Source organism: Pseudomonas sp. FG86, assembly GCF_057808775.1.
The window spans coordinates 134,827-150,977 of sequence record NZ_JBMDIS010000010.1 but is presented as its reverse complement, the minus strand read 5'-3'; the positions used below and the strand labels follow the sequence as shown (position 1 = coordinate 150,977).

13 protein-coding genes and 1 tRNA gene are annotated in these 16,151 nt (G+C 61.1%); 4 read left to right on the top strand and 10 right to left on the bottom strand.

Going from position 1 to position 16,151, the window contains the following annotated elements:
• The 4 genes from ACODSV_RS09875 to ACODSV_RS09860 all read left to right on the top strand — a co-directional run.
• Positions 1-229 (top strand): hypothetical protein (locus ACODSV_RS09875; protein WP_489045175.1); only part of this gene is annotated, 229 nt, incomplete at its 5' end.
• A 4-nt stretch (positions 230-233) separates the two neighbouring features.
• Positions 234-320: transfer RNA gene (locus tag ACODSV_RS09870), tRNA-Leu, on the top strand.
• A 144-nt stretch (positions 321-464) separates the two neighbouring features.
• Entirely contained in the window at positions 465-1,490 is a 1,026-nt protein-coding gene (locus ACODSV_RS09865; RefSeq protein ID WP_024073087.1) for an iron ABC transporter substrate-binding protein, read from the top strand.
• The gene (locus ACODSV_RS09860) at positions 1,490-3,055 is read left to right on the top strand and encodes an ABC transporter permease (protein ID WP_150055989.1); all 1,566 of its coding nucleotides are present in this window, start codon (positions 1,490-1,492) and stop codon (positions 3,053-3,055) included. Before ACODSV_RS09865 ends, ACODSV_RS09860 begins: the two co-directional genes overlap by 1 nt.
• A 75-nt stretch (positions 3,056-3,130) precedes the next feature.
• On the opposite strand, the gene ACODSV_RS09855 is transcribed toward ACODSV_RS09860, so the two are convergent.
• The 10 genes from ACODSV_RS09855 to ACODSV_RS09810 form a co-directional block, all read right to left on the bottom strand.
• The gene (locus ACODSV_RS09855) at positions 3,131-5,065 is read right to left on the bottom strand and encodes a methyl-accepting chemotaxis protein (protein WP_024073085.1); all 1,935 of its coding nucleotides are present in this window, start codon (positions 5,063-5,065) and stop codon (positions 3,131-3,133) included.
• A 139-nt stretch (positions 5,066-5,204) separates the two neighbouring features.
• The gene (locus tag ACODSV_RS09850; protein ID WP_024073084.1) at positions 5,205-6,494 is read right to left on the bottom strand and encodes an adenylosuccinate synthase; all 1,290 of its coding nucleotides are present in this window, start codon (positions 6,492-6,494) and stop codon (positions 5,205-5,207) included.
• Between the two features lie 54 nt (positions 6,495-6,548).
• Entirely contained in the window at positions 6,549-7,736 is a 1,188-nt protein-coding gene (locus ACODSV_RS09845) for an ATP phosphoribosyltransferase regulatory subunit (protein WP_024073083.1), read from the bottom strand.
• Between the two features lie 294 nt (positions 7,737-8,030).
• The gene (gene hflC / locus ACODSV_RS09840) at positions 8,031-8,897 is read right to left on the bottom strand and encodes a protease modulator HflC (protein ID WP_010213607.1); all 867 of its coding nucleotides are present in this window, start codon (positions 8,895-8,897) and stop codon (positions 8,031-8,033) included.
• Entirely contained in the window at positions 8,897-10,072 is a 1,176-nt protein-coding gene (gene hflK / locus ACODSV_RS09835) for an FtsH protease activity modulator HflK (RefSeq protein WP_024073082.1), read from the bottom strand. Before hflK ends, hflC begins: the two co-directional genes overlap by 1 nt.
• 96 nt (positions 10,073-10,168) lie before the next feature.
• Positions 10,169-11,470, bottom strand: a complete 1,302-nt coding sequence (hflX, locus tag ACODSV_RS09830) for a ribosome rescue GTPase HflX (RefSeq protein WP_024073081.1) — start codon at positions 11,468-11,470, stop codon at positions 10,169-10,171.
• 12 nt (positions 11,471-11,482) lie between these two features.
• Positions 11,483-11,743: an RNA chaperone Hfq gene (hfq, locus tag ACODSV_RS09825; RefSeq protein ID WP_003171355.1), complete on the bottom strand. Its 261-nt coding sequence runs from the start codon at positions 11,741-11,743 to the stop codon at positions 11,483-11,485.
• Between the two features lie 94 nt (positions 11,744-11,837).
• Complete coding sequence (miaA, locus tag ACODSV_RS09820) at positions 11,838-12,809, bottom strand: tRNA (adenosine(37)-N6)-dimethylallyltransferase MiaA (protein WP_150095227.1); 972 nt, start codon at positions 12,807-12,809, stop codon at positions 11,838-11,840.
• Entirely contained in the window at positions 12,809-14,722 is a 1,914-nt protein-coding gene (mutL, locus tag ACODSV_RS09815; protein WP_150053710.1) for a DNA mismatch repair endonuclease MutL, read from the bottom strand. Before mutL ends, miaA begins: the two co-directional genes overlap by 1 nt.
• The gene (locus tag ACODSV_RS09810) at positions 14,722-16,143 is read right to left on the bottom strand and encodes an N-acetylmuramoyl-L-alanine amidase (RefSeq protein ID WP_034105712.1); all 1,422 of its coding nucleotides are present in this window, start codon (positions 16,141-16,143) and stop codon (positions 14,722-14,724) included. Before ACODSV_RS09810 ends, mutL begins: the two co-directional genes overlap by 1 nt.
• Positions 16,144-16,151 lie beyond the last annotated feature (8 nt).

Genomic DNA, 16,151 nt, shown 5'->3' with positions numbered 1-16,151 from the left:
TCAGGTGCTGGTGATCGCAAGGTCGTGGAAGTTCGAGTCTTCTCCTGGGCACCAATTTCAAACTCAAGATTTCAACCTTGAGTCTCCAAAAACCCGCGAAAGCGGGTTTTTGCGTTTCAGGCCTTTGATTTTTAACGAGAATTTTGATTTATATTTTTCGAATCAGGGGTTTACAGATCAAAAAGCCCGCCGTATAGTTCGCCCCATCAACAGCGGCAACGCTGCTTGAGAATGCCCAGGTGGTGAAATTGGTAGACACGCCAGCTTCAGGTGCTGGTGATCGCAAGGTCGTGGAAGTTCGAGTCTTCTCCTGGGCACCAAATTCAGATCAAACCCGCGAAAGCGGGTTTTTTCGTTTCCAGGGTTTGAAAACTTCCCCAGCTATTTGCCCCTCATCCGCACTTGAGAAGTTTTATCGTTTATCCTTGCAATGATTTGTTGCACACAAGCGAGGAAAACCCTGGATGATGATCCGCGATACCCGTCTCAAAACATCCCTTCTGCGTGGCATGACCCTCACTCTACTCGGACTGGCCCTGCTTTCGCCTGCCGCCTATTGCGCCGATAAAGTCTCCCTGACCTTGTACAACGGCCAACACAAAGAGGTCGGCGATGAACTCGCCAAGGCCTTCGAAGCCAAGACCGGCATTCACGTCAACGTACGCAAAGGCAGCAGCAACCAGCTGGCCAGCCAGGTCGTGGAAGAAGGTGACCGCTCCCCTGCCGACGTGATTTACACCGAAGAATCGCCGCCACTGAACAAACTCGGCGAACAAGGCCTGCTGGCCAAGATCGATGCCAGCACCCTGAATGTACTGCCCAAGGACTATGTCGGCAGCAACGGCGACTGGATGGGCGTGACCGCACGCACCCGCGTCGTGGCCTTCAACCCGAAACTGATCGCCGAAAAAGACCTGCCCAAATCGGTTCTGGATTTCGCCGGCCCCGAGTGGCAAGGCAAGGTCGGCTTTGTACCAACCAGCGGCGCCTTCCAGGAACAAGCCGTGGCAATCATCAAGCTGCACGGTCGCGAAGCCGCCGAAGAATGGCTGACCGGCCTGCGCGCATTCGGCAAGGTGTACAGCAACAACATGGTTGCCCTCAAAGCCGTGGAAAATGGCGAAGTCGCCACCGTACTGGTCAACAACTACTACTGGTTTGCCCTGAAGAAGGAAAAAACCAACCTGGACTCCCAACTGCACTACTTCACCGATGGCGATGCCGGCGGCCTGATCACGGTCTCCTCGGCGGCGGCACTGAAATCCAGCAAGCACCCCAAAGAGGCCCAGCAACTGCTGGCATTCATGGCCAGCGAAGAAGGCCAGCGTGTAATCACCAACACCTCGGCCGAATACCCGCTGCGCAAGGGCATGCAATCCAATCGTGGCCTCAAGCCTTTCAGCGAACTGCAACCGCCGAAAGTCACCCCGGCTGACTTGGGTAACGCCGAAGAAGCCCTCGAGCTGGAACGTGACGTTGGCCTGAACTGATGAACCCATCGCCACCCGCCCCCGCGCTACGCGGGGGGTTCAGCCCACGGCGCAAGCGCCCGTCGATCTGGCTGTTGCTGCCCGTACTGCTCCTGGTGGGCTTGAGCCTGTTGCCGCTGGCCTACGTCGGGCTCAAAGCCTGGCAAGCGGGATGGGCGCAGGCGCTGCATCTGCTATGGCGGCCCTACGTCTTTGGCTTGTTGCGCAATACCCTCGCCTTGATGGTCGGGGTAACGCTGGCGTGTGGTGTGATCGGCTTGTCCCTGGCCTGGCTGCTGGAGCGCAGCAACTTGCCAGGGCGACGCATCTGGGGCGTGATTCTGTGCCTGCCGTTTGCGGTACCGGCGTTTGTCAGCAGCTTCACCTGGGTGTCGCTGAGCGCCAACTTCGAAGGACTCGGGGGGGCGATCCTGGTCATGACCCTGTCCAAGTACCCGCTGGTGTTCCTACCGGTGGCGGCGACCCTGCGCAATCTGGACCCGTCCCTGGAGGAATCAGCCCGCACCCTGGGGCTCAATCGCTGGGGAGTGTTCTTTCGCATCACCCTGCCCCTGCTGTGGCCGTCCCTGCTGGCCGGGGCGCTGTTGATCGCGTTGCATATGCTGGTGGAATTCGGCGCACTGTCGATCATCGGCCTGCAGACCTTTACCACGGCGATCTACCAGCAGTTCGAACTGGAGTTCAGCAATGCCAACGCCGCGATGTTATCGGCGGTGCTGCTGGTGATGTGCCTCACCCTGCTGGGGCTGGAGTTGCGCGTGCGCGGCAAGGGCCGACACGTACGCATCGGCCAAGGGGCTGCGCGGCATGCCGAACAGGTTCGCCTGGGCAGGTGGGCGCTCTTGGGCCAAGTCTATTGCCTTGCGCTGGCAATCATCGGCAGCGGCATTCCCCTGGGCATGCTGGGTTACTGGCTGGCGGTGGGCTCGTCGGCGGCGTTCCCGGTGGCCGAGATCAGTGAGGCGCTGCTATCGTCCCTGGCGTTGTCGCTGGGTGGCGCGGCGCTGTGCCTGGTGCTGGCGGTGCCGGTGGGGTTGCTGGTGGTGCGCTACAAGGGCCAACTGGCGATCTGGGCCGAACGCCTGCCGTACTTGCTGCACGCCCTGCCCGGCCTGGTGATTGCGCTGACCCTGGTGTATTTCGCCCTGCATTACGTGCCAGTGCTGTACCAGACGTCAGCGCTGTTGCTGATTGCCTATGCGCTACTGTTTTTGCCGCTGGCCCAGGCGCCGGTTCGTACCGCCTTGAACAAAGCCGCGCCACAACTGGAAGAAGCCGCGCGCACCCTGGGCGCGTCATCGTTCAGCGCGTTTTGCCGGGTAACCTTGCCGATTATCTTCCCGGCATTGGGCGCGGCGTTTGCGCTGGTGTTCCTGGACGCAATGAAGGAATTGACGGCGACGTTGCTGCTCAGCCCAACCGGGCTGAATACCTTGGCGACGGCGGTGTGGGCGCATACCTCGAATGTGGAATTCGCGGCGGCGGCGCCTTATGCGGCGCTGTTGATATTGGTGTCGGGGTTGCCGGTGTATTTGCTGACGACACGGATGTATCTGAGTCGCTGAAACCGCTATCTGGGCAAGCCCCCTCCCACATTTGAATGCATTTCAACCCGTGGGAGGGGGCCAGTCCAGGCGAGGCTAAGCCCGAAACTGCCCCAGGCTCGCCTTCAACTGCGCCGCCAAACCATCCAGCACCTTACCACTGGCCGTCGTCTCCACCACCGCCTGCGCCGCACGTTCGGCCTGGGCATGGATCACCTCGACCCGCCCCCGCACTGCATGGGCACCCTGGGCCTGATGCTCGGCTGCGCGCGTGGCCAGGCCGATCGCGGCATGCACCTGCTCCACCGAAGCCTGCACGGTCTGCTGCAAGCGCACGCTGTCGCGCAGTACCAGCAACCCTTCGCTGGCCTGGCGCCCGGCCTTGCCGATGGTTTCCACCGCCTCACGCGCGCCCTGCTGCAGCGCCACGATATGCGCCTGGATATCGCCGGTAGAGCTTTGGGTCTTGCTGGCCAGCGCCCGCACCTCATCCGCCACCACGGCGAAGCCACGGCCCGTCTCACCGGCGCGTGCCGCTTCGATCGCGGCGTTCAGGGCAAGCAGGTTGGTTTGCTCGGCAATACCGTGAATCACGGTCAGCACCACCTCGATCTGCTCACTTTGCTGCGCCAATCGCTCGATCACCTTGGACCCCGCCTCGACCTGCCCCGCCAGCGCCTCAATCAGGCTCCCCACTTCAGCCGAGGTACGCGCGTTCTCATCGGTGGCCTGACGAATATCCACCACCTGCTGCAACGCTGCCTGCATCGCATGGCTCTCGGCCTGGGCTTCATCAGCCATTTGCGAGAGTGCGCGCAAGCTCTCGGCCACCTCATCACGCTGCAGGCCAGCGGCCGCATCGGCACCGGCATTGCGCAAGGTCATGGCACCGATCTCCACGCCGGTCCGCTGAGCCACATCACCCGCTTCACGCACGATGGGCTGCAACTTATCCACAAAGCGATTGACCGCCGAGGCCATGTCGCCGATTTCGTCCTGGCTATTGATCTGCACGCGCTTGGTCAGGTCGCCCTCGCCCGCCGCCAGGTCATCCATGGCCGCAATCAGCAACTTCAGGCGATTGACCACACGGCGCCCAAGCACCACGGCGATCAGCAGCAACACGCCAAAGCCAACCCCTGCGAGCCCCATGCCGATGCGCCAGCGCAAGGTGCCGGCGGCTTCCTGCACAGCGCTGGTGGTATTGGCGGTCATTTGGGTGGCGGTGGTTTGCGCCGATTGCAGGCGCGCGCCCATGGCAGTCGCGCTGTCTGCTGCCGCCCCTTTGAGGCTATCGCCGACCAACTGATCACCGCTGGCAATCAAGGCGGCAAAACGCTTGTCCAACGCCTGCAGGTCGGCTTCTACCGATGCCGTCGAAACCCCCATGCGCACTTTGCCAATCTCGACACCATTAGGACTGATGGACGCTTCGACGTAGTACACAGAAGGGTCGGTCTTGGCCGCATCCAGCACTTTATCCAGCGCGCGATCACCCGCGCCCTTTGCCAGCAACACCTGGTTGATCGGGTTTTCGCGGTTCAGGTAGCGAGTCAAATGCTCACCGGCGGCGTCGTCGTAGACCACGAACAACACGTTGGGATTGCGCTGGGCACGCCGGGCAAACTCAGACAACGTGGGCACATCACTGTCCCACATGGCGCGGGGCGCCACCGAGGCCAGCAGTTGCGCCATATCATTGGCGGAGTCTTGCAGGTCTTTTTCCAGGGTCGCCCGCAATTGCTTCTGTTCTGCCTGCAGGCGCTCGGAAAGCCCGGCGGTCAGACGCTGACGGGTACTGCTGGACAAGCTGTCCAGACTGGATGTGACTTCCTTGCCGGCCTGCGCCAGTTCGCCAGAGAGCTTCTGACTATCGACGCCCAGGCGACTGCCCAAATCAGCTTCAAGTGCCGTGACCGTGCTCCGGGTCAGAGCAACCGCCACCAGCACTTGCACCAAAAGAGCGATACCTAGGGTAACGAACACCGGCCGCAACAGACGGCTTTGTAACAATGAGAGAACGGCAGACATCGGGAATCCCTCCACCACGGGTGCCATTAATTTGATAGCACCGCGAAAGAAAGAAACACAGCAAGGGTCGTGCCGCTTGGCGAACTGAAACGACAAAGGGCTCCCGAAGGAGCCCTTTGCTTTTTACATCAATAACTTATTAAGCGAACGGATGACGCAAAACGATGGTTTCGTTGCGGTCCGGGCCCGTCGAAATAATGTCGATCGGTGCGCCGATCAGCTCTTCAACGCGCTTGATGTAGGCTCGAGCGTTGGCTGGCAGCTCTTCCAGGGTCTTGGCACCCACGGTCGATTCGGCCCAGCCTGGCACCTCTTCGTACACAGGCTGCAGGCCCACGTAGCTGTCAGCATCAGTCGGAGCAACGTCCTGACCCTCTGCATCTTTGTAGCCGACGCAGATGTTGATGGTTTCCAGGCCGTCGAGCACGTCCAGCTTGGTCAGGCAGATGCCCGAGATGCTGTTCACATCGATAGCACGACGCAGGATAACGGCGTCGAACCAACCACAACGACGGGCACGGCCGGTGGTCGCACCGAACTCGTGACCTTGCTTCGCCAGGTGCGCCCCTACTGCGTCGAACAGTTCAGTCGGGAATGGACCCGAACCTACGCGAGTGGTGTAAGCCTTGGTGATGCCCAGGATGTAGTCCAGGAACATAGGACCAACACCCGAACCGGTGGCAACGCCGCCAGCGGTGGTGTTGGAGCTGGTCACGTACGGGTAGGTACCATGGTCGATGTCCAGCAGCGAACCTTGGGCACCTTCGAACATGATGTCCTTGCCCGCGCGACGCAGGTCATGCAACTCGGCAGTCACGTCCAGCATCAGCGGCTTGAGCAGCTCCGCGTATTCCTTGCATTCGGCCAGGGTCTTGTCGAATTCGATGGCCGGCTCTTTGTAGTAACCCACCAGCATGAAGTTGTGGTAATCCACCAGTTCACGCAGCTTGTCTTCAAAACGCGGCATGTTGAGCAGGTCGCCCACACGCAGGCCACGACGTGCAACTTTGTCTTCGTAGGCCGGGCCGATGCCGCGACCGGTAGTACCGATCTTCAGCTCGCCACGGGCCTTTTCACGAGCCTGGTCCAGCGCTACGTGGAAAGACAGGATCAGCGGGCAAGACGGGCTGATACGCAGGCGCTCGCGCACTGGCACGCCTTTCTCTTCCAGCTTGGTGATCTCGCGCAGCAAGGCATCCGGTGCAACCACCACGCCGTTGCCAATCAGGCACTGCACGCCTTCGCGCAGTACGCCCGATGGGATCAGGTGCAAGACGGTTTTTTCGCCATCGATGACCAGGGTGTGGCCAGCATTGTGGCCGCCTTGGTAGCGCACTACGGCGGCAGCATGTTCGGTCAGCAGATCAACGATCTTGCCTTTGCCCTCATCACCCCATTGGGTGCCCAGGACTACGACATTCTTACCCATAACACTTGTCCTCATTCGCGCAAACTTGGTGCCGGCGATGGCCGGCAGGAAAACTCAAGAAGCCAGTGGCGATACTTGCCAAAGCCCGTTCTGCAGAATCAATTGCCGGTCGCAGTCCGCTTCACGGGCGGCGGCCAATGGCTGCCCAGGCAAGGCCTGAACGACACGCTGACCCTCACTGCGCAACTGGCAAACCTGCTGCCAGAGTGCTGCGTCCGTACTGTCGGGCATCCAAATGCCACCAGACGGCAGCTCGACCTCAGCACGCCCCAGGGTCACCAGGGTTTTCAAATCAGTGGAAAAGCCAGTGGCCGGACGCGCACGACCGAAGTCGGCACCGATGTCGTCGTAGCGACCACCCTGGGCGATGGCCTGGCCAACACCCGGCACAAACACCGCGAACACCACACCGGTGTGGTAGTGATAGCCACGCAACTCGCCCAGATCAAAGTACAACGGCACCTGCGGGAACCGCGCCGACAGCTGGTCGGCAATGGCGACCACATCATCCAGCGCAGCCAATACCGGCGCTGGCGCATGGGCCAGGCGTTCACGCGCAGCCGCCAGTACTTCACGGCCGCCGCACAGGCCAACCAGCGCACGCAGCATGCCGGCCAGATCGGCAGGCACACCCTCGGTGAGGGCGATGACTTCATCGATGGCCTTGCGCTGCAGGGCATCGAACAACTGTTGCTCGACTTCGCCGGACAAACCGGCGGCACGGGCCAGGCCACGATAGATGCCGACGTGCCCCAGGTCCATGTGGACATCCGGCACGTCAGCCAGTTGCAACATGGCCAGCATCAAGCTGATCACTTCCACGTCACTGCTCGGGCTGGCGTCGCCATACAACTCGGCGCCCAACTGGATCGGGCTACGGGAAGACGACAAGGCACGCGGTTGAGCATGCAGCACGCTGCCGGCGTAGCACAGGCGGCTCGGGCCTTCGCGGCGCAGGGTGTGCGCATCGATGCGCGCCACTTGCGGCGTGATGTCGGCACGAAAGCCCATCTGCCGGCCCGATTGCGGATCGATAACCTTGAAGGTGCGCAGATCCAAGTCCTGGCCCGCGCCGGTCAGCAGGGATTCCAGGTACTCGATATGGGGGGTCACGACAAACTCGTAACCCCAGCTCTGGAACAGATCCAACACCTGGCGACGCGCTACTTCAATGCGCGCAGCTTCTGGTGGCAGTACTTCTTCGATGCCATCTGGCAGCAGCCAGCGGTCTACCGTTGCCATTACGCCATTCCCCTATGATCCGGGCGGCCAGCCCTCGGCCGAGCCTTGAGTGAAGCAGAAAATACCCGCCCCCTGCATAAACCACGCGCAAGAGCGACGTGACGAACGACCTGCAAGCGGCCTCGTCGGGCACTTTCCTCGAAAAACCTGTCACGCCTGCCGAATCAAACATGCAGACGCAAAAAAGCCGGGAATTTCCCGGCTGCCGCATCATACACCCGTTTTCTGAAAGGATCACCCCGCCAGGCGTTTTAGCCGCCCGACGGAAGTGAGCCCTGCAGAATCACAGGCTGGTTACTTGGACTTTTCCAGGTAGCGGAAGAAGTCGCTGCTTGGGTCCAGCACCATGACGTCGGTTTTGTTCGCGAAGCTTTCACGGTAGGCACGCAGGCTGCGGTAGAACGCGTAGAACTCCTGGTCCTGGCCGTAAGCCTTGGCGTAGATCGCCGCCGCTTGAGCATCGCCATCACCACGGGCCTCTTCAGACTCACGATAGGCCTCTGCCAATAGTACGCGACGCTGACGGTCGGCATCCGCACGGATACCTTCAGCCAACTCGTTACCCTTGGCACGGTGCTCACGAGCCTCACGCTCACGCTCTGTGCTCATCCGCTCGAACACGCTGCGGTTGACTTCCTTCGGCAGGTCGATGGCCTTGACCCGAACATCGACAACTTCAATGCCCAGCTCTTTTTCTGCCATCGTGTTCAGCGAACGGGTGATATCCGCCATCAGCGCATCACGTTCACCGGATACCACCTCGTGCAGGGTGCGTTTACCAAACTGGTCACGCAGGCCCGATTCCAGGCGGCGCGACAAACGCTCGTCGGCAATCTGCTTGAGGCCGGAGGTCGCGGTGTAGAAGCGCTCGGCATCCTTGACGCGCCACTTGGCGTAGGCGTCTACCATCACGGCTTTCTTTTCCAGGGTCAGGAAGCGCTGTGTGGGAGCATCCAGGGTCATCAGGCGCGCGTCGAACTTGCGCACCTGATTGACGTAGGGGACTTTCACATGCAGGCCCGGCTGGACATCCGCCTGGACCACGCGACCGAATTGCAGCAGCACCGCACGCTCGGTCTGAGCCACGATGTAGAAGCAGTTCCAGGCAGCGATGACCACGACGACGCCCACAATCAGGGCGGTCAGCGATTTATTGCTCATCAACGACTCTCCCTGGTACGTGTTTGCTGTTGCAGCAAGTCAGCGGCCGCACGGGCGCTCGCTTCGTTGGCAGCGGCATTGGAACCGGTGGACGGTGCGCTGGTGCTACTACGACCACCTTCGATCATCTTGTCCAGCGGCAGGTACAGCAGGTTGTTCTGCCCACCCTTGCTGCCGGTCACGAGAACCTTGCTGGTGTTGCTGAAGACTTCCTGCATGGTGTCCAGGTACAGACGTTCACGCGTGACTTCCGGGGCCTTGCGGTACTCGGCGACCAGCTTGGTAAAGCGATCCGCCTCACCCTTGGCACGGGAGACCACTTCGTCGCGGTAACCGTTCGCATCCTCGAGGATGCGCTGGGCCTGACCGCGAGCTTCCGGCACGACGCCGTTGGCGTAGGTTTCAGCCTGGTTGCGCGAACGCTGCTCGTCTTCACGGGCGCGGATCACGTCATCAAAGGCTTCCTGCACTTCGCGCGGTGCCGCTGCGCTCTGTACGTTCACCTGGGTCACGGTGATACCGGTGCGATAGGTGTCGAGGAACCGTTGCAGGCGCTCCTTGATCTCGCTGGCCATCAATTCACGACCTTCGGTCAGCACCTGGTCCATGGCGGTCGACCCCACCACGTGGCGCAGCGCGCTTTCGGTCGCGTGTTGCAGGCTGATTTCCGGCTGATCAACGTTCAGCACGAAGTCCTGCAGGTTGCTGATCTTGTACTGCACGGTCAGCGGCACTTCGACGATGTTCTCGTCTTCGGTCAGCATCTGGCCCTGCTTGGTGTAGGCACGCTCACGCGTGACGTTCTCCATGTACTTCTTGTCGATCGGCGGGAAGTAGATGTTCAGGCCAGGGCCGACTGTCTCGTAGTACTTGCCGAAACGCAGCACCACGGCCTGTTCCTGCTCGTCCACCACGTAGACCGCGCTGTACAGCCATACGGCCGCCAGCACGACAAGACCCAGGCCCAGCAGGCCGTAGCCGCCACCCTTGCTTGGGCGACCGCCTTCGTCACCACCACGTTTTTTCCCACCACCGAACAACCCATTCAGGCTTTCCTGCAGCTTTCGGAAGGCCTCGTCGAGATCCGGTGGCCCCTTGCGGTCGCCATTATTGCGGCGCTTTCCACCCCAAGGATCCTGATTATTCGAGTTGCCACCCGGCTCATTCCAAGCCATAGCGCTCTCCATCTGATAAAGCAAAGACGCACCCACGGCGCGCCGACCAATGCTACAGAATGCCTGCTACCGCGGCACAACCGCTTTCTCAGGCTTTTATTGCAAAGTGTGTTGTTCGATGAACTCGGTCGGTACGACACCCTCGCGGCTGACCAGCCGATTGAGTTCCGAGCGCGGCAATCGAACGGCCAGCAAGCTGACCCCTTCTTCGTCGTGTTCTTCTTTCTGTACCGCGCCCAATTCGAAAAACTGTGCACGCAGTCGAGCAAAACGTTGCGGCAAGCGCAAGGTGCCGACAAACAAATCGTTGCCCAGCAACTCGGCAATGGCTTGTTCAAGCAATTCCAGGCCACTGCCATCACGTGCCGACAGCCAGACCCGCTGGGGCTTGCCATCTTCATCGCGTTGGATTTGTGGCTCAACGCCTTCAAGCAAATCGAGTTTGTTATAGACCTCGAGGATCGGCAAGTCCTGGGCGCCAATCTCGCCCAGCACTACCATCACCTGTTCAATCTGCAGCATGCGATCCGGTTCGGCCGCATCGATCACGTGCAACAACAGGTCGGAATTGCTCGATTCCTCGAGCGTAGACCGAAATGCCTCGACCAGCTTGTGGGGCAGGTGACGAATGAAACCCACGGTATCGGCCAGGACAATCGGCCCCAGGTCAGCCAATTCCAGGCGACGCAGGGTCGGATCGAGGGTCGCGAACAGTTGGTCGGCCGCGTACACGTCCGATTTCGTCACGTTGTTGAACAGCGTGGATTTACCGGCGTTGGTATAGCCCACCAGGGAAACGGTAGGGATATCGGCCCGAGAACGGCCACGTCGCGACTGCTCGCGCTGGCTGCGGACTTTTTCCAGCCGGCCCTTGATCTGGCGCAGGCGAACCCGCAACAGACGCCGGTCGGTTTCGAGCTGGGTCTCACCCGGGCCACGCATGCCGATACCGCCACCCTGGCGCTCAAGGTGAGTCCAGCCACGCACCAGTCGGGTACTCATGTGATCAAGCTGGGCCAGTTCAACCTGGAGCTTGCCTTCATGGGTACGGGCGCGTTGGGCGAAAATATCGAGGATCAGGCCGGTGCGGTCGATCACGCGACACTCGAAGACACGTTCGAGGTTACGTTCCTGACTAGGCGTGAGGATGTGATTGAAGATCACCAGATCGGCTTCTTGAGCATGGACCAGGTCGCGCAGTTCCTCGACCTTGCCGCTGCCAATCAGGAATTTGGCGGTTGGCCGATGACGCGGCACGTTAAAAAACGCAACGGTCTCGGCGCCGGCCGAATTTGCCAACTCCTGAAACTCCTGCGGATCTTCGCGCGCCTCAGGGTCCTGTCCATCCAAGTGAACGAGGATCACTCGTTCACCACCACCGTGGCGCTCAAAGAACAAAGGAGACTCCTATCAGGCGTTACCTGGCTCAGCGTCAGCTGCATCATCACCCGCTGCGCTAGGCAGACGGATTGGACGAACTGGAACCACTGTCGAGATAGCGTGCTTGTAAACCATCTGGCTGACGGTGTTTTTCAGCAGGATCACGAACTGGTCGAACGACTCGATCGTGCCTTGCAGCTTGATACCGTTGACCAGATAGATGGAAACCCCCACTTTCTCTTTACGTAAAGTATTCAAGTAAGGGTCTTGTAGCGAATGCCCTTTTGACATGTGCCGCACTCCTTTAAGGATCAATAATAAAAAATCGGAAAATAGATAGCTTATGGCCGTCACACCCCCAAGGATAGACGGCAATTGCAAGGACTCAGCTCAATATGGAGACCGTTCCCAGGTATTTCAAGGCGCGTGACAGATTGTCGCTGTCCAGGCTGTCCAACCAGTGCAAATCGCTCCAGCTGCGCAGCCAGGTGAACTGGCGCTTCGCCAATTGGCGCGTGGCAATGATGCCGCGCTCCTGCATCTCAGCTGACGTCAGCTTGCCATCCAGATGATCCCAGACTTGGCGGTAGCCTACAGCACGTATCGAAGGCAACCCTGGATGCAGGTCACCTCTTGAACGCAGTGCTACGACCTCCTCCACAAACCCCTGTTCCAACATAATTGTGAATCTTTGTGCAATTCGTTCATGCAGCACCTGGCGATTTGCCGGAGCGATGGCCAGATTCGCCACAGTATAGGGCAATTGTGACTGCCCCGATGCGCCTGCGTCAGCACTTTGCGCAGATTGTCGCTGCCGATGCTCGGTCATGGTCTGGCCGCTCACACGCCAGACTTCCAGGGCCCGACTGAGCCGCTGAGGGTCATTGGGGTGAATACGAGCGGCGGACACCGGATCGACAGCCGCCAACTGATCATGCAGGGCTTGCCAGCCAAGGCGTGCAGCCTGCTCCTCAAGCTCCGCGCGCACCTGGGCGTCGGCGGGCGGCATATCGGCCAACCCTTCCTGCAATGCCTTGTAGTAGAGCATCGTGCCGCCCACCAGCAGTGGGATATTGCCGCGCGCAGTGATATCGGCCATCGCCGTCAGCGCATCAGCGCGAAAATCCGCGGCGGAATAGCTCTCGGCCGGGTCGATGATGTCGATCAATCGGTGCGGATATTGCGCCAGCATCTGCTTGGAAGGCTTGGCGGTGCCGATGTCCATGTCCCGATAAACCAGCGCAGAGTCAACACTGATCAGCTCGCAGGGCAGCACCTTGGTCAGCTCGATGGCCAGGTCGGTCTTGCCTGCGGCCGTCGGGCCCATCAGGAAGATCGCGGGGGGCAAGGCACTCATCAACGACCGCGCAAGAACAGTTTGTCCAGGTCGTCCAGGCCCATCTGGGTCCAGGTCGGTCGGCCATGATTGCACTGGCCACTGCGCTCGGTATTTTCCATGTCGCGCAGCAGGCCGTTCATTTCCGGCAAGGCCAGGCGGCGATTGGCGCGGATAGCGCCGTGGCAGGCCATGGTGCCGAGCAGTTCGTTGATGTGTGCCTGGATACGATCACTGGTGCCGTACTCCATCAGGTCTGCCAGTACATCGGCTACCAGCCGGTTGGCCTCGGCCTGCTTGAGCAGCGCGGGAATCTGGCGGATCGCCAGGGTTTCCGGGCCCAGGCGCTGCAATTCGAAGCCCAGTTTCTGGAACACGCTGTGGTGTTCTTCGGCGCAATCGGCCTCGCGCTGGCTGACTGCCAGAGACTCCGGCACCAACAGCGGCTGGCCACTGAGGCCTTCGCTGGCCATGGCGATCTTCAAGCGCTCGTACATGATCCGCTCATGGGCGGCGTGCATGTCGACCAGCACCAGGCCATGGGCATTTTCCGCGAGGATGTAGATGCCTTTGAGCTGTGCCAATGCGTAGCCCAGCGGAGGAATATCCCCCCCGCCTTCCGGCAAGGCGACCGCACCAGGCTCAGCCCCCGGCAGCGGCGCAAAGAACTCACGGTAGGCCGCCTGGGCCTCGGCCACCGGCACGGCAGATTGCGGACGTGGGGTGTATTGATACTGGTAACCCGCCCCGGAACCGGAACCCGGCGCCGAATAAGTCGGCTGCGGTTGCGGCGATTGCAACAGGTTACCCGCCAGGCTCATTTCCTCCTGGGGGCCGAACTCACCGGCTTGCGGGCCGCTGGGCCGGACCACCGCCGTGACAATCGGTGCCGACAACTGGTCATCCGGGCGCACATCGCCCAGGGCGCGGTGCAAGGTGCCGTAGAGGAAGTCATGCACCATGCGGCCGTCACGGAAACGCACTTCGTGTTTAGTCGGATGCACATTGACGTCGACCACCGCAGGGTCGACCTCGAAAAACAGCACAAAGGTCGGGTGCCGCCCATTGAACAGCACATCGCGATAGGCCTGGCGCACCGCATGGGCCACCAGTTTGTCGCGTACGGCCCGACCGTTCACAAAGAAATACTGCAAGTCCGCCTGGCTGCGGGAGAAGGTCGGCAACCCCACCCAACCCCACAGGCGCAGGCCATTGCGTTCGATTTCAATCGGCAACGCCTGCTCCAGGAACCCCGCACCGCACACCGCCGCTACCCGGCGAGCACGTGCAGCGTCGTCATTGGCTTCGTGCAGGCTGAGGATGGTCTTACCGTTATGACGCAAATGAAACGCCACGTCGAAACGCGCCAGGGCCAGGCGCTTGATGACTTCTTGCAGGTGATCGAATTCGGTTTTTTCAGCCTTGAGGAATTTGCGCCGCGCCGGAGTGTTGAAGAACAGGTCGCGCACCTCTACCGAAGTGCCCACCGGGTGTGCCGCCGGCTGGACCCGAGGCGCCATGTCGCGGCCTTCGGTTTCCACCTGCCAGGCCTGGTCGGCGCTGCGGGTGCGGGAAGTCAGGGTCAGGCGGGCCACGGAGCTGATGGAGGCCAGGGCCTCACCGCGAAAGCCCAGGCTCATCACCCGCTCAAGGTCTTCCAGGTCACGAATCTTGCTGGTGGCGTGACGGGCCAGGGCCAGCGGCAGGTCGTCCGCGGAGATACCGCTGCCATCGTCGCGAACCCGCAGCAGCTTGACACCACCCTGCTCCACGTCGACATCGATGCGCTTGGCGCCGGAATCGATGCTGTTTTCCAGCAGTTCCTTGATAACCGAGGCGGGCCGCTCGACCACCTCACCCGCGGCAATCTGGTTGGCAAGGCGTGGGCTGAGCAGCTCGATGCGCGATCCGCTGTGCAAGATTGATTCACTCATTACTGTGCCGCCAATTCAGTGCCAGGGATGGTCAACACCTGGCCGACTTTCAACTCATCGGTCTTCAGGTTGTTGGCGCTGCGCAAGGTCGCGGCCGACACCTGGAAGCGGACAGCCAGCATGGCCAGGGTGTCGCCAGGCTGCACGCGATGGTCACGCGGGCCCTGGGCGATTTTCCCGGAGTCGCGCAGCCAGGCGATGTAGGTGCCCGGTGGCGGGTTCTGCTGGAAGAACTGACGCACGCCGGCACTGATGGAGCGTGCCAACGCCTGCTGGTGGCTGGCGCTGGCCAGCTTGGAGGCTTCGTTGGAGTTGGAGATGAACCCGGTTTCCACCAGGATCGATGGAATGTCCGGCGACTTCAGCACCATGAATCCGGCCTGCTCCACACGCTGCTTGTGCAGCGAGGTCACGCGGCCGATGTTGCTCAGGACTTTCTGGCCGACGTTCAGGCTGGAGGTCAATGAAGCGGTCATCGACAGGTCGAGCAGCACACCGGCGAGCATCTTGTCCTTGTCATCGAGGGACACGTTGCCGGCACCACCGATCAAGTCGGAGCGGTTTTCACTGTCGGCCAGCCAGCGGGCGGTCTCGGAGGTGGCGCCGCGATCCGACAGGGCAAACACCGAGGCGCCGAAGGCGGCAGCCGAAGGTGCGGCATCGGCGTGGATCGACACGAACAGGTCGGCGCCTTTCTTGCGGGCGATTTCGGTACGACCGCGCAGCGGGATGAAGTAGTCGCCGGTACGGGTCAGCTCGGCGCGATAGCCTTTCATGCCGTTGACCTGGCGCTGCAACTCGCGGGCGATAGCCAGTACCACGTCTTTTTCATGCTGGCCGCGTGAACCGGAGGCGCCCGGGTCTTCACCGCCATGGCCGGCATCAATCACGACAATAATGTCGCGCTTGCCCGCCGGGGCAGGAGGTGGCGGTGGCAATTTAACCTGTGGTTGCGACGGATTGACCGGCACCGCCGGCACGGTCGCCACGCTCGGCGTCGGCGCAGGCGGCGGTGCAGCATCGGCGGCATTGTCGAACAGGTCGACCACCAGCCGGTTGCCGTACTGGGCGTTGGGTGCCAGGGAGAAGCTTTTCGGGGTCACGACCTTTTTCAGGTCGATCACTACACGCAGGTCGGTCGGCGTACGTTGGGCCGAGCGCATGGCGGTAATCGGCGTATTGGCGGTGGAGACTTTCAACGGCGCGGCCAGGGTCGCACCGTTGATATCGATCACCAGGCGATCAGGCGCCGTCAGGGTAAAGACGCTGTGCTGGACAGGGCCAGACAGGTCGAACACCAGTCGCGTGTTATCCGGCGCTCGCCACAGGCGAACACTCTTCACCTGTGAAGCAGCCAGAGCATTGACAGTCATTGCCGCAAGCAACACCCCTACGACAGCAACCAACGCGCGAAAGCGCATACCTAACC